22 protein-coding genes are annotated in these 25,233 nt (G+C 59.0%); 15 read left to right on the forward strand and 7 right to left on the reverse strand.

Going from position 1 to position 25,233, the window contains the following annotated elements; genetic code table 11:
* Positions 1 to 10 precede the first annotated feature (10 nt).
* Genes DX908_RS11170 through DX908_RS11195 form a run of 6 tightly spaced genes read left to right on the forward strand, consistent with a single transcriptional unit; the run spans position 11 to position 7,469 of the window.
* The gene (locus DX908_RS11170; RefSeq protein ID WP_158548697.1) at positions 11 to 1,438 is read left to right on the forward strand and encodes a type II and III secretion system protein family protein; all 1,428 of its coding nucleotides are present in this window, start codon (positions 11 to 13) and stop codon (positions 1,436 to 1,438) included.
* Between the two features lie 13 nt (positions 1,439 to 1,451).
* Positions 1,452 to 2,129 carry a CpaD family pilus assembly protein gene (locus DX908_RS11175; RefSeq protein WP_158548699.1) on the forward strand — a complete coding sequence of 226 codons (678 nt, stop codon included), beginning with the start codon at positions 1,452 to 1,454 and terminating at the stop codon, positions 2,127 to 2,129.
* Between the two features lie 48 nt (positions 2,130 to 2,177).
* Positions 2,178 to 3,926 (forward strand): CpaE/TadZ family protein, encoded by a 1,749-nt coding sequence (locus DX908_RS11180; protein ID WP_116392413.1) that lies wholly within the window; start codon positions 2,178 to 2,180, stop codon positions 3,924 to 3,926.
* A 9-nt stretch (positions 3,927 to 3,935) separates the two neighbouring features.
* Positions 3,936 to 5,423, forward strand: a complete 1,488-nt coding sequence (locus DX908_RS11185) for a TadA family conjugal transfer-associated ATPase (RefSeq protein ID WP_116392414.1) — start codon at positions 3,936 to 3,938, stop codon at positions 5,421 to 5,423.
* A gap of 11 nt (positions 5,424 to 5,434) precedes the next feature.
* Positions 5,435 to 6,424, forward strand: a complete 990-nt coding sequence (locus tag DX908_RS11190; RefSeq protein ID WP_116392415.1) for a type II secretion system F family protein — start codon at positions 5,435 to 5,437, stop codon at positions 6,422 to 6,424.
* Between the two features lie 4 nt (positions 6,425 to 6,428).
* The gene (locus DX908_RS11195) at positions 6,429 to 7,469 is read left to right on the forward strand and encodes a type II secretion system F family protein (RefSeq protein WP_116392416.1); all 1,041 of its coding nucleotides are present in this window, start codon (positions 6,429 to 6,431) and stop codon (positions 7,467 to 7,469) included.
* Here the strand turns inward: DX908_RS11195 and DX908_RS11200 are convergent, their stop codons facing one another.
* The gene (locus DX908_RS11200; protein WP_199564689.1) at positions 7,470 to 8,417 is read right to left on the reverse strand and encodes a helix-turn-helix domain-containing protein; all 948 of its coding nucleotides are present in this window, start codon (positions 8,415 to 8,417) and stop codon (positions 7,470 to 7,472) included.
* 122 nt (positions 8,418 to 8,539) lie between these two features.
* Between DX908_RS11200 and DX908_RS16895 the strand changes: the two genes are divergently transcribed.
* Both DX908_RS16895 and DX908_RS11210 read left to right on the forward strand, forming a co-directional pair.
* Complete coding sequence (locus tag DX908_RS16895) at positions 8,540 to 9,190, forward strand: hypothetical protein (protein WP_199564690.1); 651 nt, start codon at positions 8,540 to 8,542, stop codon at positions 9,188 to 9,190.
* A 13-nt stretch (positions 9,191 to 9,203) separates the two neighbouring features.
* Positions 9,204 to 10,148: a DMT family transporter gene (locus tag DX908_RS11210; protein WP_233508680.1), complete on the forward strand. Its 945-nt coding sequence runs from the start codon at positions 9,204 to 9,206 to the stop codon at positions 10,146 to 10,148.
* A 79-nt stretch (positions 10,149 to 10,227) separates the two neighbouring features.
* Here the strand turns inward: DX908_RS11210 and DX908_RS11215 are convergent, their stop codons facing one another.
* Positions 10,228 to 11,229: a tetratricopeptide repeat protein gene (locus DX908_RS11215; RefSeq protein WP_158548701.1), complete on the reverse strand. Its 1,002-nt coding sequence runs from the start codon at positions 11,227 to 11,229 to the stop codon at positions 10,228 to 10,230.
* Between DX908_RS11215 and DX908_RS16330 the strand changes: the two genes are divergently transcribed.
* From DX908_RS16330 to DX908_RS11225, 3 genes are all read left to right on the forward strand, one after another.
* Positions 11,228 to 11,386 carry a hypothetical protein gene (locus DX908_RS16330; protein ID WP_158548703.1) on the forward strand — a complete coding sequence of 53 codons (159 nt, stop codon included), beginning with the start codon at positions 11,228 to 11,230 and terminating at the stop codon, positions 11,384 to 11,386. The two genes, DX908_RS11215 and DX908_RS16330, sit on opposite strands and share 2 nt — an antisense overlap.
* A 62-nt stretch (positions 11,387 to 11,448) precedes the next feature.
* Positions 11,449 to 12,819: a leucyl aminopeptidase family protein gene (locus DX908_RS11220; protein ID WP_116392419.1), complete on the forward strand. Its 1,371-nt coding sequence runs from the start codon at positions 11,449 to 11,451 to the stop codon at positions 12,817 to 12,819.
* A 240-nt stretch (positions 12,820 to 13,059) separates the two neighbouring features.
* Positions 13,060 to 15,693 (forward strand): sensor histidine kinase, encoded by a 2,634-nt coding sequence (locus tag DX908_RS11225; RefSeq protein WP_158548705.1) that lies wholly within the window; start codon positions 13,060 to 13,062, stop codon positions 15,691 to 15,693.
* A gap of 5 nt (positions 15,694 to 15,698) precedes the next feature.
* On the opposite strand, the gene DX908_RS11230 is transcribed toward DX908_RS11225, so the two are convergent.
* Together DX908_RS11230 and DX908_RS11235 are read right to left on the reverse strand one after the other, a co-directional pair.
* Entirely contained in the window at positions 15,699 to 16,691 is a 993-nt protein-coding gene (locus DX908_RS11230) for a hypothetical protein (protein WP_147303781.1), read from the reverse strand.
* A gap of 134 nt (positions 16,692 to 16,825) precedes the next feature.
* Positions 16,826 to 17,848: a PilZ domain-containing protein gene (locus tag DX908_RS11235; RefSeq protein ID WP_116392422.1), complete on the reverse strand. Its 1,023-nt coding sequence runs from the start codon at positions 17,846 to 17,848 to the stop codon at positions 16,826 to 16,828.
* Positions 17,849 to 17,982: 134 nt separating this feature from the next.
* Here DX908_RS11235 and DX908_RS11240 point away from each other — a divergent pair, with 134 nt between their 5' ends.
* Positions 17,983 to 18,633, forward strand: a complete 651-nt coding sequence (locus DX908_RS11240) for a tetratricopeptide repeat protein (RefSeq protein ID WP_116392423.1) — start codon at positions 17,983 to 17,985, stop codon at positions 18,631 to 18,633.
* Positions 18,634 to 18,636: 3 nt separating this feature from the next.
* Here the strand turns inward: DX908_RS11240 and DX908_RS11245 are convergent, their stop codons facing one another.
* Positions 18,637 to 19,095: a GcrA family cell cycle regulator gene (locus DX908_RS11245; RefSeq protein WP_116392424.1), complete on the reverse strand. Its 459-nt coding sequence runs from the start codon at positions 19,093 to 19,095 to the stop codon at positions 18,637 to 18,639.
* A gap of 263 nt (positions 19,096 to 19,358) precedes the next feature.
* Between DX908_RS11245 and DX908_RS11250 the strand changes: the two genes are divergently transcribed.
* The 3 genes from DX908_RS11250 to DX908_RS11260 are packed head-to-tail and all read left to right on the forward strand — an operon-like array spanning position 19,359 to position 22,030.
* Positions 19,359 to 20,219 (forward strand): ABC transporter permease, encoded by an 861-nt coding sequence (locus DX908_RS11250; RefSeq protein WP_116392425.1) that lies wholly within the window; start codon positions 19,359 to 19,361, stop codon positions 20,217 to 20,219.
* A 5-nt stretch (positions 20,220 to 20,224) separates the two neighbouring features.
* Positions 20,225 to 21,190: an Hsp33 family molecular chaperone gene (locus DX908_RS11255; protein WP_116392426.1), complete on the forward strand. Its 966-nt coding sequence runs from the start codon at positions 20,225 to 20,227 to the stop codon at positions 21,188 to 21,190.
* Complete coding sequence (locus DX908_RS11260) at positions 21,191 to 22,030, forward strand: sulfurtransferase (RefSeq protein WP_116392427.1); 840 nt, start codon at positions 21,191 to 21,193, stop codon at positions 22,028 to 22,030. It abuts the gene before it with no gap.
* Positions 22,031 to 22,049: 19 nt separating this feature from the next.
* Here the strand turns inward: DX908_RS11260 and DX908_RS11265 are convergent, their stop codons facing one another.
* Both DX908_RS11265 and purH read right to left on the reverse strand, forming a co-directional pair.
* Positions 22,050 to 23,471, reverse strand: a complete 1,422-nt coding sequence (locus DX908_RS11265; RefSeq protein ID WP_116392428.1) for a Glu/Leu/Phe/Val family dehydrogenase — start codon at positions 23,469 to 23,471, stop codon at positions 22,050 to 22,052.
* Between the two features lie 67 nt (positions 23,472 to 23,538).
* A complete protein-coding gene (purH, locus tag DX908_RS11270; RefSeq protein ID WP_116392429.1) occupies positions 23,539 to 25,122 on the reverse strand; it encodes a bifunctional phosphoribosylaminoimidazolecarboxamide formyltransferase/IMP cyclohydrolase in 1,584 nt (527 codons plus the stop codon).
* Between the last annotated feature and the right edge of the window lie 111 nt (positions 25,123 to 25,233).

A 25,233-nucleotide genomic window follows, 5' to 3' on the forward strand; every position in this document is an offset into this window, starting at 1 on the left:
AGGAAATAAAATGATGCGGAACTTCCTTGCGGCCCTGGGTGTGGCCGCTTTTACGGGTGTGTTCATGCCTGCCATTGCGCAGGAAGCGACCGTTGATGTGGGTGGTGAAAGTTATCAGAGCCGTGAGCTGGTCCTGCCGCTGGGCAAGGCCGCGATCATCGATCTGCCGCGCGCAGCCTCTGACATTCTCGTCTCTAACCCAGGCATCGTTGACGCCGTCATCCGTACGCCGCGCCGGGTCTATATCATGGGCCGCGAGGCTGGGCAGGCGAATGCGTTCTTCTTTGACCGCCAGAACCAGCAGATCCTCAATCTCGAAATTCGTGTCGAGCAGGATTCAGATTCTATCCAGCATCTTCTCGACAAGCTGCTGCCGGATTCGCGCATCGAAGTTGAAACCCTGAATGGCAGTATCATCCTGCATGGCACGGTCGATACAGCAAGCGAAGCAGAGCGCGCTGAGCGCATTGCCGAACGCTTTGCCGGCACTGAAAATCTCGTCAACATGCTGTCTGTCCGTGAGCCTGCGCAAGTCTTGCTCAAGGTACGGATCGTTGAGATGCAACGCCGCCTGATCCGTCAGCTCGGCATTGATCTTAATGGCGTTGCTCAGGTCGATAGCAATGCGGTCAGCTTTGCGGTCCAGAATTCTTTCCCGCTTTCGGGTGAAGCTCTTGGCGGTATCTCGGGCACGGTGAACACGCCGGGTTTTGGAGACATCAGCAATCTTGATTTTGCCTTTGACGTTTTCGAGCAGAACGGTCTCGTCAAAACGCTGGCAGAGCCGAGCATCGTCTCGGTCAGCGGCCGCGAAGGCTCTTTCCTCGCAGGTGGTGAATTCCCAGTGCCGGAAGCTGGCGCAGACGGCACGCCGTCGGTGACCTTCCGTCCGTTCGGTGTCCAGCTGCAGTTCCAGCCGCTGGTTTTCTCCAAAGGCCGCATCCAGCTGAACCTCAGCACTTCCGTGTCTGAACTTTCTGCCGCGAATGGTCTGACCGTCGGCGGCTCACGCGTGATCGATGAGAACGGCAATATTCAGACGGTCGGCGGGTTTATCGTGCCGGGCGTAACCTCCCGGAATGCGTCGACCACGGTCGAGCTGCCCTCGGGTGGGTCGATTGCTATCGCCGGTCTCCTTCAGGAAAATATTTCTGACTTCGTAGACGGCGTCCCAGGCATCAAGGAAACGCCGATCCTCGGCGCGCTCTTCCGCAGCCAGGAATTCCGCTCGAACCAGACAGAGCTTGTGATTATCGCAACGCCTTATCTTGTTCAGGCAACGGACGGCGCAAAGCTGACGGACCCGTCACAGGGTCATGCCCCACCCACCGTTCTTCAGTCAGCTCTCTTGGGCAAGCTTGAGACGTCCTACGGGGTTCAGGGCGCGCGCAGTGGCAGTAGCAAGCTTGGCGGCCCGATGGGTTTCATTCTGGATTGATCGGAGCACGAACATGAAACAGTCCCTTCTTCTCTGTGCCGCTGCGATCCTCATCACCGCTTGCGGTACGCCGCTTTATAACGGCCCGAACCAGGCAACGACGGTGTCCGACCGTCATCCGATTTCGGTTGATCAGCAGACGATGTCTCTGTCTGTCGCTATTGATCCGACGAGCCATGGGTTGAGCCGTGGGCAACTGGCTGAGATTGATGCTCTTGTGACGGCATACCGGACGCGCGGGCATGGCCCGATCACCGTGACGGCGCCGACGGGTACGACGTCTGATCTTGATGCGGCTGAAACTGCCGCAAATGTGCGTCAGGCGCTCAACAATTTTGGCATCGACTACCGCGATATTCAGGGCTCATCTTATCGGGCAGGCGGACGGCCGGAAACGGTCATCGTCTCTTTCACCCGGTATGTCGCAACCTCATCGGCCTGCGGCGTTTACAAGGGTGAGTTTGTTTCTCGCATGCGGAATATGCCGCACCCGAATTTCGGCTGCGCGGATCGTCAGAACCTTGCCGCTATGGTCGCAGACCCCCGCGATCTGGCGCGGATGCAGACAAGCGATCCGATGGATGGCGAATCCGCTGCTTCACCGGTCTCGGCGGCCAAATCGCCTGAGAACCGGGTCAATGAAACTGGATTTATCGACACGATCGGGAGAGAGCCGGTCGATGCTCGCTAAGGACGTATACGATACTTTGCCGATCGGCAGTGTGACGAGGAGAGAGGCATGACTGGCTCGCCGGTAAACGCCAAAGAAGAGACAGACGAAGAGCTTGATCTCGATTTTGAGCTCGATGATCTGGACGCCCTCGACGATGAGGAGCTGCAGCGCCTGCTTGAGCAGGATCCTGCGCTCGAAGCTGAATTGCGAGCGATTGAAGAACAGGAAGCCGCCGCAGCAGAGGCTGCAGCCATTCAGACAGATGCGGCTCTCCCTGAGACAGACGCAGCAGAAGATTTCGTCGATGACGAGGAGACTGGTGCGGTCGATACCGAGACCGGCCTGACTGCGCTGCCAGTTGAAACGCCGCCGCCTGCATCTTTCGATGATGTTGATGAGGATGCACCGGATCCGGATGATACCGCCGAATTCGATGATGCAGATATCAGCGATGATTTCGATGCAGAGATCGAGGCTGAAGACGAAGATACGGACGAACTGGTCGATGATCTTGCGGATCTCTCATTCGCGCCGCCTGTCGTCGAACCCGAAGCCAGCCCGCCTGCGACCGTCGAAATGGTTGAAGAGGAAGTCGAGGACGTCGATCCGTCCCAGCTTCGCCTTGTACCGATCCCGCGGATCAACATTCATGCTTTCTGCTCCAGCGACCGGATCACCTCGCTGATCGAACAGGCGTCACAAGACCGCCGGCTCGCAAAAGCTCATGTCACGATCCATTCAGGTGACGCCGAGCGTGCGGCTGAAATCTACGCGAATGAGGCCAGCCCGAACCTGATCATTATCGAAGGCGGCACGGACTCAAAGGCGCTCCTTCGCGGCCTCGATCATCTTGCGAATTTCTGTGATCCGTCGACACGCGTGATCTGCGTTGGCGATCTCAATGACATCCGGCTCTACCGTGAACTGATGGATCGCGGCGTCAGTGATTATCTCGTCCTGCCGCGCTCGCCACTGCAGATTATCTCTTCGATCGGTGAGCTTTATGCGGATCCCGATGCGCCGGCGGTTGGCAAGACATACGTCTTTGTCGGTGCGCGCGGTGGGGTGGGCTCCTCGACCGTCTGCCACAATGTGGCCTGGGGTCTTGCTCAGGATTTCCTGTCGGACACCGTGCTTCTCGATCTCGACCTTCCTTTCGGGACGGCTAGCCTCGATTTCGAGCATGATCCGAGCCAGGGTCTTGCCGAGGCGCTTTCCGCGCCGGAACGTCTCGACGATGTGCTGCTCGACCGCCTGTTGCAGAAATGCACAGACCGGCTTTCGCTCTTCGTTGCGCCGAACCTGCTCGATCTTGATTATGATCTGCCAGCGGAAAGCTTTGAGATGGTGATCGAGATGGTTCGCAAGACGGCGCCGTCCGTCGTCATCGATATGCCGCATCTGTGGTCAGACTGGGCACGCCAGACGATCCAGAGCGCTGATGAAATCGTCATTACCGCAACCCCGGATCTTGCGTCCTTCCGGAACGCAAAGAATCTGGTCGAAAGTGTCAAAGCACAGCGTACGAATGACTCACAGCCGATCCTGGTTCTCAATCAGGTTGGGGTGCCCAAACGCCCCGAAGTGCCAGCTGAGCAATTCGAAGAAGCACTCGGCATCGCCCCGCTTGTCAGCATCCCGTGGGATCCGGTTGCGTTTGGCACCGCTGCGACCAATGCTGAGGCCCTGCTTGAAGCTGCGCCGAAATCCAAAGCATCCGCGGCCTGCCGGCAGCTTGCCAGCCGCCTGACCGGGCGCGAGCACACACAATCCCAAGGCTTCAGCCTTAAGAGCTTGTTTTCCAAGAAGGGATAGAAGCGTCCCATGTTTGGTAAACGCCCCAATGAAGCTGCGAGCCCAGCCAGTGTAGCCACGAAACCTGCGGCCGCGAAAAAACCGGCTGCTGCGGCACCGGTGGCCAAGGCAGCGCCGCCCAAGGTCGATGACGCGCCGCCCAAGGTTGCCAAGCCGAAGGCTGCCAGCAAGCCCGAAGCCGCAACTAAGCCAGCGGCGAAAGCGGTCGTCGTCGATGAGGCGAAATCCGAAGGCTATTACGATACCAAGACAACGATCTTCAATGCACTGATCGATACGATTGATCTGTCGCAACTTGCGCAGCTCGACGTTGAGGCGGCAGCAGAAGAAATCCGTGACATCGTCAACGAGATCATCTCGATCAAGGGTCTCTCGATGTCGATCTCTGAGCAGGAAAGTCTGCTTCAGGACATCTGTAACGATGTGCTTGGCTATGGCCCGCTCGAGCCGCTGCTCGCGCGGGACGACATCGCCGACATCATGGTCAATGGCTCATCCCGCGTCTTTATCGAGGTAAGCGGCAAGATCCAGCTGACGAATGTACGCTTCCGCGACAATTCGCAGCTCATGAACATCTGCCAACGGATCGTCAGCCAGGTCGGCCGCCGGGTCGATGAAGCCAGCCCGATCTGTGACGCGCGTCTGCCTGACGGCTCTCGTGTGAACGTTATCGCGCCGCCCTTGTCTATTGACGGGCCAGCCCTCACCATCCGGAAATTCAAGAAGGACAAGCTCAAGATCGAAGATCTTGTGAAGTTCGGCTCGATTTCCGAGGCCGGGGCGAAAGTGCTCGGGATCATCGGGGCCTGCCGGATCAACACGCTGATCTCCGGCGGTACAGGTTCGGGCAAAACGACGCTTCTCAACTGTATGACGTCGTTCATCGAATCCGATGAGCGGGTCATCACTTGCGAAGACGCCGCCGAACTCCAGCTGCAACAGCCGCATGTAGTCCGACTTGAGACCCGCCCGCCAAACCTCGAGGGACAGGGCCAGGTCACGATGCGCGACCTCGTCAAGAACTGTCTGCGGATGCGTCCTGAACGGATCATCGTGGGCGAGGTGCGGGGCTCGGAAGCATTCGACCTTTTGCAGGCGATGAATACCGGTCACGATGGCTCGATGGGGACGCTTCACGCCAACTCACCGCGCGAAGCCCTGCAGCGTCTTGAATCCATGATCACCATGGGCGGTCTCGGCCTGCCCTCAAAAACCATCCGTGAGATGATCGTCGGCTCCGTCGATGTCGTCATTCAGGCGGCGCGCCTGCGCGATGGTTCGCGGCGGATTACGCATATTACGGAAGTTCTCGGGACAGAGGGCGATACGATCATCACGCAAGACCTCTTTGTCTATGACATTACGGATGAAGATGGCGACGGCAATATTATCGGGCGTCACCGCTCAACGGGGATCGCCCGGCCGGCCTTCTGGGATCGTGCCCGTTATTATGGCCGTCATGGCGATCTGGCCGAAGCTCTGGACGAAGCTGAATAGGAGAGGGACATATGGACATTGAGCCGCGTACCCTCATACTTGTTGCTGGCGTTATCATTGCCGTTCTCGGTGTCGGCTTCGCGCTGACTGGCGGCAAGGGCGAAAAGGCTGCGAAACGGGCAAAGTCGCTGAGCGGCAATGCGCGTGTCGCAAAGGCCAAAACTGACTCTCAGTCACAGCAAAAAGACCGCCGCAAGCACGTTCAGGACAGCCTCAAGAAGATTGAGGAAAAGCAGAAAGAGCTGAAGAAAAAGGGCAAGTTGTCCCTCGACCAGCAGCTCGAACAGGCAGGTTTCGATATCACGATCCGTGATTTCTACATGGTGTCGGGCATTGTTGCACTCATCATGATCGGTATCGGGATTATTTCCGGCCAGAGCCCGATGATCATCGGCGCCATGGGCGTTGTCGGTATGTTCGGCCTGCCGCGCTGGTTCGTTGGCCGCGCCAAGAAAAAGCGCCAGAAGAAATTCGTGGCTGAATTCTCAAACTCCATCGACGTTATCGTCCGTGGGGTGAAGTCTGGCCTGCCGGTCAATGAATGCCTCAAGATCATCGCACGCGATGCGCAGAGCCCGGTGAAGGAGGAATTCCACCTCCTCGTCGAAGGTCAGCGGATCGGTCTCTCGCTCGAGCAATCCCTCGACCGGATGTATACGCGGATGCCGGTGAATGAGGTGAACTTCTTCGCCATCGTGCTCATCATCCAGCAGCAGACCGGCGGTAACCTTGCCGATGCGCTAGGAAACCTCTCAACGGTGCTCCGTTCACGGAAGTCGATGCTCGGCAAGATTGCCGCGCTCTCAATGGAAGCCAAGGCATCCGCTGCGATCCTTGCCGCTATGCCGTTCTTTGTTTCTGGCATGGTGTCGATGTCGGCGCCCGATTATCTCGAACCACTTCTAGTGACGCAAACCGGCCAGTTCATGCTGATGGCGGCGGGTGTGTGGATGTCGATCGGCATCTTCGTCATGAAGAACATGATCTCGATTAAGGTCTGACGCCATGATGGATATTATCGAGACTATCACCAATCGGCAGGTCCAGATCGGCATCCTTGCCGGGCTTGCTGTTTTCGCAACGGCGATGACGCTGGTCGCGCCGCTCTTTGCGACAGGTGATCTTGGCAAACGGGCCAAGAAGGTCGCGGACTATAAAGAACGGCTGCGCGAGCAGTCTCGCGCGGATATCAAGGCGAGCCAGAAAAAATCGACATCGCTCCGTACCGCGAGTGCCAAGGGCTTTGCTCAGCGCATGGTGGAGCAGTTCAACCTGCTTGAAGTCTTTGACGCCAATACCGCGCGCAAGCAGCAGATCCAGGCCGGCTGGCGCGGTGAGCGTCCGCTTGTCACCTATATGATGGCGCGGGTCGTCACGCCGATCATCGCATTGCTGGTCGCGATCTTCTACATCTATGTCCTCGAAGTCGGTGGGCTGAGCAGTTTTATGAAACTGATCGCCTCATTCGGGGCCCTGATCGTTGGCTTCTATTTGCCGCAGCTATATGTCTCCAATGCGGTGACAAAGCGCCGTCAGAAGATCCAGCTGGCTTTCCCGGACTCACTCGACCTCATGCTGATCTGTGTGGAGAGCGGCATGTCGATCGAGGCGGCTATGCAGAAAGTCACCGAAGAGGTCGCGACGACCTGTCCGGAGCTGGCCGAAGAATATGGTCTGACCACTGCGGAACTTTCCTATCTGCAGGACCGGAAGATCGCTTATGCAAATCTTGGCGAGCGGACTGGTCTTGAAGGGGTGAAGGCGGTTGTCACCGCGCTCATCCAGTCCGAACAATACGGCACGCCGCTGGGGCAATCTCTGCGGGTGATGGCGGCAGAAAATCGCGAGCTGCGCATGCAGGAAGCGGAGAAAAAAGCTGCTGCGCTGCCGCCAAAACTCACCGTGCCGATGATTCTCTTCTTCCTGCCGGTGCTGTTCGTCGTCATTCTCGGCCCGGGCGCGCTGATTGCCATGGGCAAGGGCGAAGAAGAGGGCGATCGCGCAATCGTTCAGAACGCAACTGACGGCCAGAATAGCGGCAACTGATCAGGTGGCTGATTTCTGCCGGAAGGTCCGTCGATAGGCTGCCGGATTGACTCCAACCCTCGCTCTGAACCGGCGGGCAAAATTCTCAAATGATCCGAAGCCAGTATGTGCGGCAATCTCCGCCAACGGTGCGTCACTTTCCTCCAGCATCAGGCGAGCGGCGCGGATGCGTTCTGACTGAAGCCATTTACCGGGGCTGGTGCCTGTCGCTTCAGTGAAGCGACGCGAGAAAGTGCGCTCGCTCATCCCGGCAGTGCCGGCGAGTTGTTCGAGTGACCAGTCGAGCCCGGGCGCTGCGCGGATATCATCAATCAGGCTGGACAATCCCGCATCGCGTGGGCGCGGCATTGGGGTGTCGATGAATTGCTGCTGGCCGCCTTCGCGATGGGCGGGAAGGACGAGGCGGCGCGCCACCGCATTCGCCTTTGCCGCGCCGAAGTCCTGCCGCACGATGTGGAGCAGGAGGTCGATCCCGGCAGCAGCCCCGGCGGAGGTCAGGACGTCACCTTCATCAACGTAAAGTGCCGCAGGTTCAAACTCGACGTCCGGAAACCGCGAGCGAAACTTCTCCGCATGCAGCCAATGTGTCGTTGCGCGTCTGCCTTCAAGCAGGCCGAGTTCGGCAAGGAGGAAGGCGCCCGTGCAGATCGAGATCATCCGCGCGCCTCTTCGTGCTGCCGCTCTCATCGCGCGGGCCAGTTTCGGATCGCAAGGCGCCGCATTAACAGGCCAGCCGGGCACGATGATCGTGTCGGCAGTCTTCAGGAGCCCGGCGCCATGATCGGGCAGGATGCTAAGCCCGCAATGTGCACGGATCGGTTCCCCCGAAGAGCTGAAGGTCTGGAAGTCATAGAGCCGGTTCTCCCCGTCCGGGGGTGTCAGGTTCAGGACTTCCTGCGTGATCGCGAATTCGAAGGTGCAGAGCTCATCATAGACAAGCGCTGCCACCTTGTGCCGGCGAGGATGTGATGAACTTGGCAAGAAAAGTCACTTCTTTGTCAATCTTGCCACTGGTTGTGCCCGGCCTTCCTGCCCATAGTCAAGCCAGTACAATGAGAAGGGGAGCCCCCGTGACAAAAGCGGTAAATGAAACCTGCCCCTGGTCGGGCGATCCGGTCTCGCCAGACTCCCTCGCGCAGTATCGCGGTCAGACCGTCGGGTTCTGTAATCCGGGGTGCCGGGACAAATTCGAGAAGGCCACTCTGGCTTTTGATAAGGCGATCGCCGCGCAGGATGCCTTCCCGCGTGGGGCCCCGGTTGAGGTCTCACCTTACCGGCCGCGCCAGGTCACAGCGCTTGGCAACTGGTGTGTCGGTGACATGCATCTCAAGCTGACCTGCATGACCGCTGAAGAAAGAGCAGTCATCAGTGAAGAGATGATCGAGGCCGCGAGGCGGTTTACTGAAGAGGTCCTGCCTCAGAAGCGCGCTATCGAAGGCGCGGATCATCATGCGGGATTTGTGATCCTTCATGAGGGTGAGATGGGCACATGGCTGCTCGTTCACTGGTGGGCGCATGGCGATATCCAGCTCAGCTTTCTTGCCATGGCCCTGCCGGGAACGGAGGAATTCCATCTCCAGACGGACCGGCATTTCCATGCGTGTGTCTGGGAGCAGGTGGTCATCGGTTTTGAGCGGGATGCCTGGGTCACCCATGTGATGAAAGAGGGCGGGCGCATCGATGACTATCTCGAGGCCCGTCTCGCCGACGGGCTCTATTAGGGAGGCAGTTCTCATGTCCACGGGTGTTCAGCCGGCCCTTCATATGGGGCGGACGGAATGGTTCATCCTTCTCTTCCTCGGGGCGGTCTGGGGCGGATCCTTTTTCTTCGTCGAGATCGCCATCGAAGCCCTCCCGCCGCCCATCGTCGTTGCCATCCGGCTGATGGGCGGCGCCGTCATCCTGTGGGGGATTGCGCTGGTGGCGGGTCACCGACCGCCAGCCTCATTGTCCCTGTGGGGAGGGTTCCTGCTGATGGGGCTTCTCAATAATGCGCTGCCCTTCACCCTGTTTGCGTGGGGACAGACCCAGATCGCCTCGGGCCTTGCCGCCATCTTCAACGCGACGACGCCGCTTTTCACCGTACTGGCCGCGACCCTCTTCCTCAGTGATGAAAAGATCACCCTGCGGAAAGGAACAGCCGTTCTGGTTGGTTTCATCGGTGTCATCGTCATGATCGGCCCGTCGCTGCTTGCGGGGCTCGGCGATGCGCTTTGGGCACAGCTTGCCTGCCTTGCGGCGGGGGCGTCCTATGCGGTGGCGGCAATCTTCGGGCGGCGGTTTGCCAAGCTTGGCATCTCGCCCATGGTGGCTGGCGCCGGGCAGGTTTCCTCCGGGGCGCTCCTTTATCTGCCTATTGCGGCACTCAACTGGCAGGGAGCGGATTTCTCCGCAGCAGGGTGGCAGACATGGGCTGCGCTTGGCGGTCTGGTCCTTCTCTCGACTGGACTGGCTTACGGACTTTATTTTCAGCTTCTCGCGCGGGCCGGGGCGACCAACATGACGCTGGTCACTTTCCTTGTGCCTTTGTCCTCGATCCTCTTGGGCGGATTATTTCTGGGCGAACGGCTCGACCCCCGGCACTTTGCCGGCATGGCGCTGATCGGGTTCAGCCTTGCCCTGATCGATGGGCGGTTGTTGAGATTGCTCACCCCAAGGCAGCGGACACCGGCCATCTGAACCGGAGAGACCGTTCCCTTAAAGAAGAAAGGCGGCCCAAGAAGGCCGCCTTTTCATTTCTTGAGGAGAGGAGGGCGGATCAGTCGTCTTTATATTGAAGAACTTCGGGACCGGTCGTTGCGGCCTGCGCAACAATGGTCGGCTGGTCTTCATCGGCTTTCGCAGAAGCACCGACAGCGTCGGAATCCGTCGCCTTGGCGCCAGCGCCCGGAGCGGGCTTGCCGTCAATGACTTCCGGCGCGGTGAAAGGGGCAACGCCAGGCGCATTGGAAGACGGCTGGTTCTTCTTGATCAGGCCCGGCGTCGGTGACGGGTTCGGCTCCGGCACGACGGACTGGTGGACCGCATAGCTGACCGTGTCAGGATCATCCCCGAAATCAGGCAGCTCGACATTCGACTGGGCAAGATCCCCCCAATAGGCAGGGCCGGCGACCAGTTCGCGGAAATAGGCGACATTACCGTCCGCCACGCTCGGCGGCAGGTCGGAGCGGGCGAGCCGCTCGGCATCGGCGGTCTTGCCGCTCATAGCAAGGACGATCGCAAAGTTCTGGCGGACACGGGCCGTGCCCTGACCATCATTGGTCGCTTCGCGAAGGACTTCTTCGGCTTTTTCGTGCCGTCCGGAGAGGGCGTAGGAAAGCCCCATATTGTTGAGCACTTTTGATTTGTCGGGGGCGAGGGCCAATGCGCGCTCGTACTGGATGCGAGCCTGACGGTGCTGGCCCGTCATGTCGAGGGCAACGCCGTAGGCGCTCAGCGCACTCCAGTCTTCGTAATTCCCTAAGGCAAGCGAGCGTTCGATCGGGCGCACTGCTTCATAGGCCCGCTCATTGGCGATCAGGGTCTTGCCAAGCTCGAGCAGCACATCAGCGTCGTCACGTGAGCGTGAATTAGCCTGCTGCATCACCCGCAGGGCTTCTTCATTGTTCTCGACATCGCGCAGGGCTTTCGAGAAGGAGACAGCCACGCCCGTATCGCTCGGATCGCGGTCATAGCGCGTGCCCCAGAAGGCGGCCGTTGCGATCGGATCGAGCCCGCTCGGCGTTGGCTGCGCCGCGACTTCCGTTTCGGGCGTCGACATGAATCCGCTTGATGATGTGGCGCAGGCCGACAGGGCCGCAGCCAGGATCATGACGGAGGTGGTGCGCCGCAGGGATAAAGGGGCCATCTCGTTCATCCTTGAACATTTTTCCGTGCGGGGATCCGCACATCTGATGTGGAAGAGACTGGCCGAATAGCCCCAAGAAAGTCTTAATCATGACAGTCAGATGCATCCTGTTCAGCAGGAAGAGGTTGAGAAATGAGTGAATGGCCCGCCGGTATTGCTGCGAAGACCGATGACAACGTCAAAGGGGCGACGCCCATCCACCTTATCCCGGCGCAAAATGCCGAGGCGGTGATCGAGGAACTTGCGCCTTCTGCAGCCCGAATTGCCGCGCAGGCGGGGTTCCGCGGGGAGCTGGGGCAGGTTCTGCCAACGGGCGCAGGCGTGCTGATCGGGGCCGGGAGCGGGGATGACCCATTCGCACTGGGGGCAGGCGCTGCCGCACTGGGGGAGGGGCATTATGTGCTCAAGACCCAGCTGCCGGGGGAAGCTGCCTATCTTGCGGCCCTCTCATGGGCCTTTGGCGCCTATCGGTTTACGACATATCGGGGGGGCGCGCCCGTACCGACGCTGCTTCTGGGCAAGGAGATCGATACCGAACGGCTGATCCGAGAGGCCGAAGCTGCTTCCCTCGTGCGGGATATGGTCAACACCCCGGCTGAGGAAATGGGACCGGAGGAGATCGAGGCGGAAGTCAGAAAAGTCGCCGACGCTCATGGCGCGGATGTCGAGGTCACGACCGGGCAGGCGCTCGTTGATGGCTTCCCGCTGGTCAATGCAGTGGGGCGGGCGGCAACACGCGGGCCGCGCCTGATCGATCTTCACTGGGGACCAAAGAACGCGCCGAAACTGACGATCGTCGGCAAGGGCGTCTGCTTTGATTCAGGCGGGCTCAACATCAAGGGCGGCGCCGGCATGTCGCTCATGAAGAAAGATATGGGCGGGGCCGCCAATGCGTTGGGCTTGGCCCGGATGATCATGGCGGCAAAGCTGAATATCCGGCTTCGGCTGATCATTCCGGCCGTCGAGAATGCGATATCTGGAAACGCCTTCCGCCCCGGCGATGTCTTCCGGTCGCGTCAGGGGATGACGGTTGAGATTTCCAATACGGATGCGGAGGGACGGCTGATCCTCGCCGATGGGCTGGCGCTCGCTGCAGAGGAAAAGCCCGACCACATTATCTCGCTGGCGACCCTGACAGGGGCCGCTCGCGTTGCGCTGGGCCCTGATTTACCGCCAATTTATTCGACTAGGGACTCTTTTGCTGAGCGTGTTGCACTGCGAAGCCATGAGATCGCAGACCCTGTCTGGCCCATGCCTTTATGGCGCCGTTACGATGAATTCCTCAAATCCCAGATCGCCGATGTAAACCATGCGTCGGCCTCCAGCTTTGCCGGATCGATCACGGCAGCGCTGTTTCTGAACCGTTTTGTGCCTACGGAGATTCCCTACACGCATCTCGACATCTTCGCCTGGGTGCCCGCGGCGCGGCCTGGCCATCCGCAGGGTGGCGCGGCGATGGGAATCCGTGCACTGTTTGATGTGGTGTCAGAGTCCGTGACCTGAGCAAAAAATTTCCAGATTTAATGGAATTTAGGGTTTTCTCAGAACACGACGATTCGTAAACACGTGGCTAATTTTCGTTAACGATTTCTTGATCGTTACATTTTTGAATGGTCGAGTGTGTGCCGATTCACTGGCGGGCACTGGGCAATGGCGGCGTGAGGTGCGAGTTTTTCCCTCATGCAGGTATCCGCGGGACGGGCAATGAAAGCAGGCGTCAGACGCCTTTTGGCCAGAGTCGGCATGGGGGCTACTTCGGTGCTCTCGCTTTATGCTGGGCTATCCGCCCAGGCAGAGCCCGTGACGACGGCTGCCAGCAAGTCCCCCATTGATCCCACCCTCGTCATCACTGGCGGCGCGGTCATGTTTGGCCTTGGCGCTGCCCTCTGGGCCGTTCGGGTCGCCTCCGCCTCACGTCATTCGACCGTCGATTGGTCGCGCCGTCTTGCCGAGATGGAAGCGCGATTCGAGACATCTGAAAGCATTTTGTCGTCGCATCCCGGGCTCGTGCTGGTCTGGGATGACACCGAAGCCGACCTTGAAAGCGGCGGCTGGGGTCGTCCGCGCGTCCTAGGCGGACCGGCGGCGCTGGCCTCGGTCCTCGCCTTTGCGCCTGACGACGCGATGGCGTTCGAGAACCCGGCCGAAAGCCTTTTCTCCGCGCTCGGTAACCTGCCGCTCGAAGGTGATGAGAGCCGATCGTCGGCGCCGACCCTTCGTCAGAAGGTTCATGCCCTGCGGGCGCATGGCGTTGCGTTCTCTGGCTCGGTTGTCACCGAAGAGGGGCGTCCGATTGAATGCGATGGCCGGGTCGCCGGCAATCAGGTCACTCTGTGGCTGACAGACCCTGTCGTGCGTCTCGCCGAAGAGGCCGGGGTCGTCGGGCAGGCCCGTGACCGTTCTGCCGATCTGCACGGTGCGCTCAATCATCTAGATCGCACACCGATCGCCGCCTGGCGACGCGGGCCCGATCTCAGGATCGAATGGGCCAACCAGGCCTATCTGGAGATGGTTGAGGCTATCAATCTTGCCGAAGTCGTCGACAATCAGGTCGAGATCGACCCTGAATTCCGCGCCATCGCTGAACGCGCCAAGGAAGAAAGCTCCCGGCCCGGACGGCGCGCGACCGATGGTGTCGTCACTGTCTCGATCAAGGGCCAGCGCCGTGTGCTGCGCGTCATCGAAGTGCCGATGCATGGCTCGGGTGGCGCCAGTTTCGGCGGTATGGCGATCGACATCACCCGTCAGGAACGCGCGCAGGACGAACTGAAACGTCAGCAGTCGGCCCATCAGAAGACGCTCGATCAGCTTTCCGCTGGCGTTATTGTCTTCAATGCTGGCCAGCAGCTTGAATATTATAACCAGGCTTTCGTCGATCTCTGGCGTCTCGCTGATGCGGACCTCCGTGCGCGGCCATCCCATGGTGAGCTGCTCGACATGCTGCGCCATATGAGCAAGCTGCCGACGCAGGCTGATTTCTCTGCGTGGAAGCGTGGCCAGCTTCGTCTTTATACAGAAGAATTGGCGGAAAGCCGGTCTTCTTCTGAAGGCACGATGCCGGACGAAATCTGGGATCTGCCGTCTGGTGCGACTTTCCGGGTCCGCCAGCAGCGCCATGCGCTCGGCGGTGTTGCGGTCGTCTTTGAAGACATCACCGAGACGCTGAGCCTGCAAAGCCGCTACGCGACACAGATTTCCGTGCAGCGCGCGACGCTCAACAATATCGCCCAAGGTGTTGCCGTCTTTGGTGCCGATGGACGGCTGGCCCTGCATAACCGGTCGTTTGAAGGCATGTGGTCACTTGGCCGCGACCAGCTCATGGACCGTCCGCACTGGGATGCTCTTGAAGAGGGGATGGTTGCGCGGGCCCGTGAGGCGGGACACGCCTTCCAAGATCTCAAGTCCCGAATTGTCTCTCTTTCGCATGAGGACCGGGTCGCCTTTGTCGGGGAAGAAATCACCCTTAAAGATGGCCGCATCCTTCTGTCTGCGACCTCGCCACTGCCCGATGGGGCGACGCTCGTCACTTTCCTTGATGTCACCGACAGCCGCGAACGGGAGCACGACCTTGAGATCCGTAACCGGATTTTGGAAGACGCCGACCGCATCAAGACGCGCTTTGTCGATCACATTTCCTACCAGCTCAGGAACCCGCTCAACACGATCATCGGCTTTGCCGAAATGCTCGAAGGTGAGATGGTCGGGACACTGAATGAGCGTCAGAAAGACTATGCGGCAACTATCCTGACCGCGTCGAACCATCTGCTTGATCTGATTAATGACATTATCGATCTTGCAGCGATTGATGCTGGACGGCTGGGGCTCGACATGGAAGATGTCGATGTCCGCGAACTCCTCGAAAGCGCCGCGACCTTCGCAGCGCTCAAGGCCGAAGACAGCCAGATCCATCTGAAAGTTGATTGCCCGAAAACCATCGGCACGATCAAGGCGGATGAACGTCGCCTGAAACAGGTCATGTTCAACCTGCTCGCCAATGGCTTCAGCTTTACAGAGCCTGGCGGCGAAGTCGTGCTTGGCGCCCGCCGCGACGGCGATGTCATGCGTATCTGGGTCGAGGATACGGGCCGTGGGGTGAGCCCCGAAGATCAGGCCACGGTATTTGACCGGTTTGAAAGTGCCGGACCCGGCGCAGGCGCGGGCCTTGGCCTTGCGCTCGTCAACTCATTCGTTGAGCTTCATGGCGGCTTTGTCCGTCTAGCAAGCCAGGAAGGGGCGGGGACCATGGTCACTTGCCACATACCCGTTGGCGGTCCGACCCAGTCGCTGCGTCTTGAAGAAGATGATGATATTATAGAGTCAGATGACGTGATCGATGATGGCGATCACGGGCCGTCGAGCATGCCTGCTGCTGAATAAGCAGATTATGCGGCCGAGGCGGCTGATCCATCCGATTGCGGTGATTTTAACTCATCAGATTCAAGCAAAACCTCAGCCAATTGATGCGTGCTGAGAGGATGTAGGAAGCTGATCCCAGAGTATCCGCCATTCGACCAGCGGACTCGGGCCTTAAGCCATTTTCCGCATATGAGCACGTCGAGACGGTCGTTCTTCTCCATCTCTGCCTTGTGACAGATCTTGCTGCCGGCAATGCCGACATCGAGCATCAAAGCTCGGTAATAATCTTTCTCGTGCTTGATCTTGATGTTGATGAAACACATCTGGCGAACCGCTTTTCTGCTTCGCATGCTCCTCCTGACACTGATCGTGCCAATGATGGCGCAAATGATCAGGCCAATGAGCATCTTGTTACGGGTTTTTCTGGCTTCTTCCGCTGTCATGGAGCTAAAGCCGCCGCTACTGCTGTCCCCGCCGCCACTGGTGGCCGAGTCATGGGAGTCGCTGTCCGTTTCATATTGAACGCCAAAGGGTGCAGCTTTCCCTGGTCCGGCATCCTTGGCGCTGGCTAGCGGTACGCCGCCATCGTAAAGATCAGGGTAGGGACGCTCTTCTTCTTCCTGCACTTTACCGGAATCATTCTCGCATCCCCAGAAATCGAGAACGGTCTGGCTGCTTCTTAAAGCTGTTCCCTGATTGGAGGTGGTGACAAGTTGGCGGGCATAATCCAGCCGTCCGGCCTGAAATTCCCTCGCGGCTTCACGCATGGTCGCAAGATAAATCAGCATCTCACGGCGTTCCGACCGGAAGGTCGTGCTTTCCGTTTGCGGGATCATGTCAAAAAGGGAGACGCCACTGAGCCCTTCGGAGATGATCGCCATCTCTTGCCTGAAGCCGCTAGCTTCAGCGCTGTTCATCGCTGTCTGGGCGTGTTGCGCCACATACGCGAAATTCTTCAGGGACGAGCAGGCTGCTGTGCTCGAGCCTGAAGCTGCGGGGTCACTGGCGGTCAGTGACAATATAGCGATTATCCAAAGGCCCATATAACCTTCATCTCGATCAAATGGCGGTCATTTTACCGCCCAGACTCTCAATGAAGGCAGAAGAAATAGCTAAAATTTTAGGTAAAGCGGCCTCTTTTGTGATCGGCGGTCTAGGTCGCGAGCGCCTGTGAACCAGATTTTTTGCCCGTCATCAGGTCGCTGCCGGTGCTCTGATCCTGCTTCAGAATGGCCGAGAGAATCTCTGGCCGCAGCTTTCTCTGAAAGGCGATGCCGGAATACTGCCGGTTGGCCCATGCGGATTTGCCTTTCAGGACACGCTTGCCAATTTTCAGCTGCATCGGCGTTTTCGGATCGAGCTGCGGCCCGCCCATCAACTTGGCACCGCCGCGCCCAAGATCGACGATCTTGACGTCGTAATTCCCACCCTTGGCGATCAGGCGTGCAGAGATGCGGCAGGGCTGGCGATTGCTGCGCTCGCCGGCCTTAAAGATCCTCCAGCAAAAGAACATCCCGATGAGCATCAGGCCAGCGGTACTCAGAATAATCCATTCCTTGCCTTCACTGCGCATCTCTTCCGGCAAGGCTTTGGAAACCTGGCTCATCATCCCTTCCTTGGCATCATTCGCCATGGCGCGGGCTTTCAGCAGGGTGACTTTCCATGCCGGGATCGACCGAGGCCGCTTTTTAATGCGCGGCTGCTTGTCAGCTTCCAGTGTGGTCTGACGGCGTTTATCGCGCCATTCCTGGTATTGCGTTTCTCCGGTTTCCTGACGGCACCCCCAGAAATCAGTGAGAACACTCCGCGCGCGCCAGGCGCTGCGCGTATTTGATTTCTGCAGCATACGGATGGCGGCTTGCTTGTCGCCGGCCTTATAAAGGCGGACCGCTTCCCTGTTCCCGGCAATGTAATCTGCCAGCCTGTCGCGATGCTTCAAGAAAGAGCTGCTTGTTCCGGGAACCAGTGAATCTGCGCTGAGGCCAGAGGTGAGCTCTTCGATATCTCCCATCTCAAGACGGAAGTGACGCTCACCATAAGCATTGCGAGCTTCATGTGAATGAATGGCGATACGCTCAAGGCGCGCGATATCGGCGCATGGCGTCACCGCCCCGCCCATATCCGTACTGAATCCACCACTGCCCATGAGTGCCAGGACGAGAAAAAGACCAGGCATGTCAGACCCTAAAGTGCCACCAAGTCGCGTTCTATCCACGAAAGAATGAAGGAGCCGAAAAGGAAGACGGTTACTGCGAGATTAGTATTCGTGACCGTAATGCGTCATCGACGGACACCATGCTAAAGGGCGGCATGACAATCTCGCTTCTCGTCTCTGCTGTCCTGTCCGTTCTGACGCCCGTGGGGCCAAGGAACTATGAGTCCTGTACCTCGATCATCGAGCTCGATCCCGAAGGCGGGCTTGATTACGCCGAAGCCTGGCAGGGCGAGGGCGGCGGCGCGCAGGCGCGTCACTGCACGGCCATCGCGCTGATTGCCCTTGATAAGCCCGCCAGCGCCGGTGCCATCCTTGCACGTCTGGCAGAGGAAGAGGTTTTCGATCCGGGGGTGTCCGCACGATTGTACCTGCAGGCAGCCGAGGCGCTCATGTCGGGAGGCAGGAAGGAAGCCGCGTTTCGTGCATTGCGCGGCGCCTATGAAAAGGCGCCTGACACACCGGAAGTCCACATGTCTGCGGCAGTGATTTATGCGACTGCGGAGGAATGGGAGGGTGTGATCCTCACCCTTGATGCACTGGCTCGCTTTGCGGATCTGTCATCAGATGCATTCGCCCTGCGGGGGCGCGCAAAATTTGAGCTGGAAAGATATGTGGAGGCGTCAAGGGACGTGTCCGACGCATTGGCACTCGATCCATATCTGGTCGATGCCATTGTCCTGCGCGGTGATCTGCTCAATGAGGGGATCTCAATCCCCAATGATCCGTTCACCGCGCCAAAGGAGTAAGGCTTAGCCTGCAACCTTGATTTTCGGCAGGGCAGTCGGGGCAATCCGTTTCGGTTCCCGGCGGCCTGTATTCGGCTGGAACGCCACTTGGCTATGATAAGCACAGTATGGCTTGCCGTGGTTCGACGGCTGGCCGCAGAAGTGGAATTCTTCCGAGGTCGGATCGCCGATCGGCCATTTGCACTGATTGCCGTCAATTGAAGAGACGGTCGGGCGGTCAATGCCCGGATAGAGATTTTCAAGTCCAGTAATAGGGGTCTTGAGTTCAGGCTCGTCATATCGCTGAACGGTTTTGGGTTTCGGTGCCGCCGGTGTGGCCCGTCCGGCTAGACCCAGCCGGTGAACTTTACCGATCACCGCATTGCGCGTGACGCCGCCCATCTTATTTGCAATCTGACTAGCTGAAAGTCCTTCGCCCCAGAGCTGTTTGAGTTGATCAACCCGTTCCTCGGTCCACGCCATTGAAGCCTCCTAAGGTCCGCTCTGTTCCGGAAAATACCGGACACTATATATTGAGGACATCTATCTCGTCCCCAAGATATAGTGCACTCCTGAGGAGGTTAACACAATATGAAGAGGGCTGTAGTTATCCCCTATCCACATCTTGTGAGAGAAATTTATCCACATTTTTGGCGTGAAAATGCCCTGTGGCAAGGCATTGCAGGGGTCTCTAAGGGACAGCTAACCGGTTGCGGTGATTTGCCTGGCGAGGGCAAGGAGAAAATATGAGTGAAGCATTAACCAAATCAGCGGCCGGCCCCGACACCCTCGGCGTACGGCCCTTCGGACGGGTCAACTGGATCGGCCTCTGGACGCTCTATCGCAAGGAAGTCCGGCGCTTCATGAAGGTGGCTTTCCAGACCGTCTTCGCGCCGATCATCACGACACTGCTGTATCTGACCGTTTTTCTCGTCGCTTTCTCGGGAAGTGACCGCAATCCGGTCATGGCGGGGCAGGTTGTGGCGTATGCTGCGTTCCTGCCGCCCGGGCTGATCATGATGGCGATCCTGTCCAATGCGTTCCAGAATTCCTCCTCCTCACTGATCATTGCCAAGGTGCAAGGGACCGTCGTCGATGTGCTGATGCCGCCTTTGTCGGCGGCGGAGCTGACAGTTGCCTTTGTCGCAGGTGCAGCAACGCGCGGGCTTCTTGTCGGGCTCGTCACGGCGCTGACGATTGCCGGTTTCATGGCCTTCACGCACAGCCCCTTCCAGATCCAGTCTCTCGCGGCGATCCTGTACTTCTCTATTGCCGCTTCGCTGATCCTCGGCGCGGTCGGGGCAATTGCCGGGATGTGGGCGGAGAAATTCGACCAGCTCGCGCTGATCTCGAACTTCGTCATTACGCCGCTGACCTTCCTGTCGGGCACGTTTTACTCGGTGAACAAGGAGGGGCTGCCTGATTGGGTGCCCGGCGTATCGGCCTTCAACCCCCTCTTTTATCTCATCGATGGCTTCCGATATGGGTTTATCGGGGTCAGTGACGCACCGGTGATGCGCGGCGCGCTGATCTCGCTCGTGCTGACGGTGGGGCTGATTTTCATTACCTACCGGCTGTTCCGCAGCGGCTATAAACTGAAAGCGTAAGACACATGTTTGATGATGCAGCGCCCGGCGGCGGGGGCGAAGGAAGAAGTGACGATCTTATCCTGCCATTCAAGGTGGGCGAGGCGGCCGTGCGCGGACGGGTGGTCCGGCTGGGCAAGGCTGTTGATGAGATCCTGTCGCGTCACGATTTCGCGGACCCCGTCTCGGCACTGGTCGGGGAGGCGGCAGCGCTTGTTGCCATGCTCGGCTCGGCACTCAAATTCGATGGCAAGCTGATTTTCCAGGCGCAAGGCGACGGGCCGGTCTCGACGCTGGTTGCCGATTATACCAAGGGCGGCGCGCTCCGGGCGACCGCCATGGTCAGAGAAGGCGCAGAGGAGACTGCCGCCAAGGCGCAAGGGCCAGAGCTTCATTACCTCCTTCGCAAAGGCCACCTTGTGATGACAATTGATCAGGGCTCGGACATGGAGCGGTATCAGGGCGTGACCCCGCTTGATGGGCCGGACCTTGCCACCGCCACCGTCAATTATTTCGCCCAGTCAGAGCAGATCCCGACCGCCGTGAAACTCGCCGTAGGGCGAATTCAAGATGCTGATGGCCGGACGAGCTGGCGTGCTGGCGGCATCATGGCGCAATTTGTCCCTGGCGAAGGCGGTGAACGCGAACGCGGCGAAGCGGCGCTTCTGGCCGAAGTAGACGAAGATGCCTGGAACCGGGCTGCGACACTTCTTGAAACCACGCAGGCCGATGAATTGCTCGATCCGACAGTGTCGCCTGAACAGCTCCTCTATCGTCTGTTCCACGAAGATGGCGTGCGAGTCTTTGATCCGGTCCCGGCATATTTTGCCTGTACCTGCAGTAAGGATAAGATTGCGCGGGTCTTGGCCCAGTATGATTCAAGCGTCATCAAGGAAATGGTTGAGGACGGTGCAATCGAAGTTTCTTGCGATTTCTGCCGGACGATGTACCGATTTGAGCTTGATGAAAGCGGAGAGGCCTTCAAGGCGTAAATGACCCTCGCCCATATCGTCTCGCCCGAAGAAGCGGGTTCCCTGAAGCCCCGCTTTGTTGATGCGCGCTGGTTCCTGCCGAATGATGAGCGGGTGGGGCGGACGGAATATGACCGGCTTCACATTCCGGGTGCGGTGTTTTTCGATATTGATGAAGTGGCAACGCCTTCTGATAACCATCCGCATCTCGCGCCTTCACCAAAAAAGCTGGCCAACTGGCTGGGGGCTGTGGGTATCACGCCTGACGCATGTGTCGTCATCTATGATGAGGCAGGGTTCTTTAGCGCCCCGCGCGTCTGGTATCTCCTCAAGGCGCTCGGCCATGAGAATGTGCATGTGCTTGATGGCGGGCTTTCGGCTTGGCGCCGGGTCGGTGGGGATGTGACTTCTGAGGTTCCGGCTTATGAGCCGGCGGACTATCCGTTGCCGGAGAAACTCTCCTGGCCTGTCGTGGACCGCGAAATTGTTCGTCATGCGTTGACGGGACGGATGGCGGATGTCGTTGATGCACGGCCTGCTGGGCGATTCAAGGGCCGCGATCCTGAACCGCGTCCGGGCCTATCTTCGGGCAGTATGCCGGGGGCCTTCAATCTACCCTTCAGCTCCCTGACAGGCGCAGACGGCCGCTTTCTGATGCCAGATCAGCTCGACATGCTCTTTCGGGATAAGGGGCTTGATCCAGCTAAACCGATCATTGCGTCTTGTGGATCGGGGATATCGGCCTGCGTTGTGTTGCTGGGGCTTGCTGAAGCGGGCTGGCCGATGGGCACGCTCTATGATGGCTCATGGATTGACTGGGCCAGCCATCCAGAGGCCCAGATAGAAAAAGAGGGGGCCTGAGCCCCCTCTCTTCATTCGATCAGAGCCCGGCGCTTTCGTAGCTCTTCGCAATGTCAGTCAGTGACACGCAGTAAGCGGCGGTCCGCAGGTCTTCGATATTGTTGTCGAGCTTGAAGGCCCGCATGCGGTTATAGGAATTGCGCATCGTGTCATCGAGGCCTGAGCGGACAAGGTCGATTTCGTCCGAGCCATGAGAGAAGCGCTCGATGAAGTCCGGCGCCAGCGGCTGACCGGTTGCGCGTTCGAGCTCACGGATCAGTTCCATGGCGCGTTTTTCTTCCTGACGGCGCTGCATCCGGCCAAAGCGGATGTGGCTCAGGTTCTTGACCCATTCAAAATAGGAAACCGTCACACCGCCGGCGTTCGCATACATGTCGGGGATGATGACGACGCCTTTCTCGCGCAGGATCGTGTCGGCATTTGCGGTAACCGGGCCGTTTGCGGCCTCGAGGATGACGCGGGCTTTTACATATTCCGCATTGCCCCCATTGATCGAGCCTTCGATCGCGGCGGGAACGAGGATGTCACAGTCATGCTCGAATACGGACGTACCGTTTTCGATATATTTCCCATGCGGGAAGCCCTTCAGGCCGCCATTCTTGGTGATGAAGTGCTTGAGCTCTTCGATGTTGATGCCTTTTTCATCAACGATCGCGCCGTCGCGTTCGATGACGCCAGTGATCAGCGCGCCGTCTTCTTCAGACAGGAACTTGGCGGCGTGATAGCCCACATTACCAAGGCCCTGAACGATGATGCGCTTGCCTTCGATGCCGCCTTCAAGACCGGCAGCGGTCACGTCTTCGGGGTGTTCAAAGAAGGCTTGGAGCGCATACTGACAACCACGGCCGGTCGCTTCGACACGGCCGGCGATCCCGCCAGCATGGGGCGGCTTGCCGGTGACGCAGGCAAGGGCGTCAATATCGGTCGGGTGCAGACGTTTATAGGCGTCCGCCATCCAGGCCATTTCGCGTTCGCCTGTGCCCATGTCCGGGGCAGGCACGTTTTGCGAGGGGTGGATGAGGTCGCGTTTTGCGAGCTCATAGGTAAAGCGACGGGTGATGCGCTCAAGCTCTTCGACATCCCATTCATTGGGATCGATCGCAAGACCGCCTTTGGAGCCGCCAAACGGCACCTGCACCAGCGCGCATTTATAGGTCATCAGTGCGGCGAGTGCTTCGACCTCGTCCTGATCGACGGAGAGCGCGTAGCGGATACCGCCCTTGACCGGCTCGTAATGCTCGGAGTGAACGGCGCGATAGCCGGTGAAGGTGTGGATCGTGCCGCGCAGCTTCACGCCGAAACGCACAGTGTAGACCGAGTTGCAGACCTTGATTTTGTGTTTCAGGCCGTCGGACATGTCGAGATGTGTCACGGCACGGTCGAACATCATGTCGACACTCTGACGGAAGGTCAGCTCGCGATTATGGACAGGTCGGTTCATGCCATTCCTCCAGGGGTTTAGCGGCGAGGCAAACGCCGGGGCGTTCTTTCGCGCCCTTTCTCAAGCTCTAGTGCCGGAAATGTCTCATTCCGGTAAATACCATGGCGAGGCCGCGCTCGTCTGCGGCGGCGATCACCTCCTCATCGCGGATCGATCCGCCCGGCTGGATGACGGCTGTCGCGCCGGCTTCGGCAGCGGAGATCAGGCCATCCGGGAACGGAAAGAAGGCGTCAGAGGCAACAACGGAGCCGCTGACCAGCGGAGTCTCAAGCCCCATGGCTTCGGCGGCGTCCTGTGACTTGCGTACAGCGATACGAGTTGAATCAAGACGGCTCATCTGGCCAGCACCAATGCCGACGGTCGCGCCATCCTTCACATAAACAATCGCATTCGATTTCACGTGCTTGGCCACCTTGAAGGCAAAGAGAAGATCGGCCTTTTCTTCGCCAGATGGCGTGCGTTTGGTTACAACTTTCATGTCTTCCGGGAACACCTGTCCGTTATCCATGAATTGATAGAGGAACCCGCCTGCGACAGGGCGGGCCCGCATATGACCCATGCGTGGGTCGGGCAATTCTGATGTCGTCAGAAGGCGGAGGTTTTTCTTCTTGGCAAAGATCTCGGCAACGCCGTCTTCGATGGCAGGCGCTATGACAATCTCGGTGAAGATCTTGACGATCTCCTCGGCGGTCTTTGCATCAAGCGGGCGGTTGACGGCGACGATGCCGCCAAAGGCGGAGACGGGATCGCAAGCAAGGGCGCGCTCGTAGGCTTCGAGGAGGTTGTCACCGCTTGCCACACCGCAAGGATTGGCGTGCTTGATGATGGCAACGGCCGGAGGGAAGAATTCTGAAACGAGTTCGACCGCGGCATCGGCGTCATTGATATTGTTGTAGCTCAGCGCCTTACCCTGATGCTGGGTCGTCGCGGTAATGCCGGGGCGATCCTCCGTGCCCTTATAAAGCGCGGCCGGCTGGTGCGGGTTCTCGCCATAGCGCAGCTCATCAAGCCGGGTACCGGCAATCACGACGCGGCGGGGGAGAAGATCTCCCAGTTCTTTCTGGAACCAGCCGGAGATCGCCGCGTCATAGGCCGCGGTGCGTGCATAGGCGGTTGCCGCCAATTTCTTGCGGTCGTCGAATGTGGTGCCGCCCTCTGCCAAAGCATCGGTGATGACGGTGTAATCTTCCGTATCCGTCACGATGGCGACATGGGCGTGGTTCTTGGCGGCGGCGCGGATCATCGCCGGGCCGCCAATATCGATATTCTCGACCATTTCGTCATAGTCCGCGCCACGCGCGAGCGTCGCTTCGAAGGGGTAGAGATTGACGACCAAGAGGTCGATGCCTTCGATCCCGTTCTCTTCCATCGCTTCGATATGGCTGGATTTCGAGCGGTCAGCGAGGAGGCCGCCATGCACTTTGGGGTGCAGCGTCTTCACGCGGCCGTCCATGATTTCGGGGAAACCGGTGACATCAGAGACGTCCCGCACATCGAGGCCCGCTTCACGCAGCGCTTTGGCTGTGCCGCCGGTCGACAAAAGCTCAACCCCGGCCTCGCTAAGGCGCGTGGCAAAGGGGATCAGCCCCTCCTTGTCACTGACGGAAATCAGGGCGCGTTTCAGGGGCAGTCTGGCGTCGGAAGAAGTCACTGGGCTTGGCACTCCGGATAAGGCTTTGCGGCGGAATGCCGGGGCTTATCGGCCTCTGCGATGACAAGGGCAAGCGATGCAATGCGTAAAATCAGCATTCCGCCAAGAACT

The sequence above is a fragment of the Parvularcula marina genome (assembly GCF_003399445.1).
Lineage (GTDB): Bacteria > Pseudomonadota > Alphaproteobacteria > Caulobacterales > Parvularculaceae > Parvularcula > Parvularcula marina.

Excerpts from the sequence above, each read along its gene's own strand:
- DX908_RS11185 (WP_116392414.1), top strand. The coding sequence starts at position 3,936 with ATGTTTGGTAAACGCCCCAATGAAGCTGCGAGCCCAGCCAGTGTAGCC.
- DX908_RS11190 (WP_116392415.1), top strand. The coding sequence starts at position 5,435 with ATGGACATTGAGCCGCGTACCCTCATACTTGTTGCTGGCGTTATCATT.
- DX908_RS11255 (WP_116392426.1), top strand. The coding sequence starts at position 20,225 with ATGTTTGATGATGCAGCGCCCGGCGGCGGGGGCGAAGGAAGAAGTGAC.
- DX908_RS16330 (WP_158548703.1), top strand. The coding sequence starts at position 11,228 with ATGAATCCGCTTGATGATGTGGCGCAGGCCGACAGGGCCGCAGCCAGG.
- DX908_RS11215 (WP_158548701.1), bottom strand. The coding sequence starts at position 11,229 with ATGTCGACGCCCGAAACGGAAGTCGCGGCGCAGCCAACGCCGAGCGGG.
- DX908_RS11240 (WP_116392423.1), top strand. The coding sequence starts at position 17,983 with ATGACAATCTCGCTTCTCGTCTCTGCTGTCCTGTCCGTTCTGACGCCC.
- DX908_RS11220 (WP_116392419.1), top strand. The coding sequence starts at position 11,449 with ATGAGTGAATGGCCCGCCGGTATTGCTGCGAAGACCGATGACAACGTC.
- DX908_RS11175 (WP_158548699.1), top strand. The coding sequence starts at position 1,452 with ATGAAACAGTCCCTTCTTCTCTGTGCCGCTGCGATCCTCATCACCGCT.
- DX908_RS11195 (WP_116392416.1), top strand. The coding sequence starts at position 6,429 with ATGATGGATATTATCGAGACTATCACCAATCGGCAGGTCCAGATCGGC.
- DX908_RS11235 (WP_116392422.1), bottom strand. The coding sequence starts at position 17,848 with ATGCCTGGTCTTTTTCTCGTCCTGGCACTCATGGGCAGTGGTGGATTC.
- DX908_RS11210 (WP_233508680.1), top strand. The coding sequence starts at position 9,204 with ATGTCCACGGGTGTTCAGCCGGCCCTTCATATGGGGCGGACGGAATGG.
- DX908_RS11265 (WP_116392428.1), bottom strand. The coding sequence starts at position 23,471 with ATGAACCGACCTGTCCATAATCGCGAGCTGACCTTCCGTCAGAGTGTC.
- DX908_RS11170 (WP_158548697.1), top strand. The coding sequence starts at position 11 with ATGATGCGGAACTTCCTTGCGGCCCTGGGTGTGGCCGCTTTTACGGGT.
- DX908_RS11250 (WP_116392425.1), top strand. The coding sequence starts at position 19,359 with ATGAGTGAAGCATTAACCAAATCAGCGGCCGGCCCCGACACCCTCGGC.
- DX908_RS11225 (WP_158548705.1), top strand. The coding sequence starts at position 13,060 with ATGGGGGCTACTTCGGTGCTCTCGCTTTATGCTGGGCTATCCGCCCAG.
- DX908_RS11245 (WP_116392424.1), bottom strand. The coding sequence starts at position 19,095 with ATGGCGTGGACCGAGGAACGGGTTGATCAACTCAAACAGCTCTGGGGC.
- DX908_RS11260 (WP_116392427.1), top strand. The coding sequence starts at position 21,191 with ATGACCCTCGCCCATATCGTCTCGCCCGAAGAAGCGGGTTCCCTGAAG.
- DX908_RS11180 (WP_116392413.1), top strand. The coding sequence starts at position 2,178 with ATGACTGGCTCGCCGGTAAACGCCAAAGAAGAGACAGACGAAGAGCTT.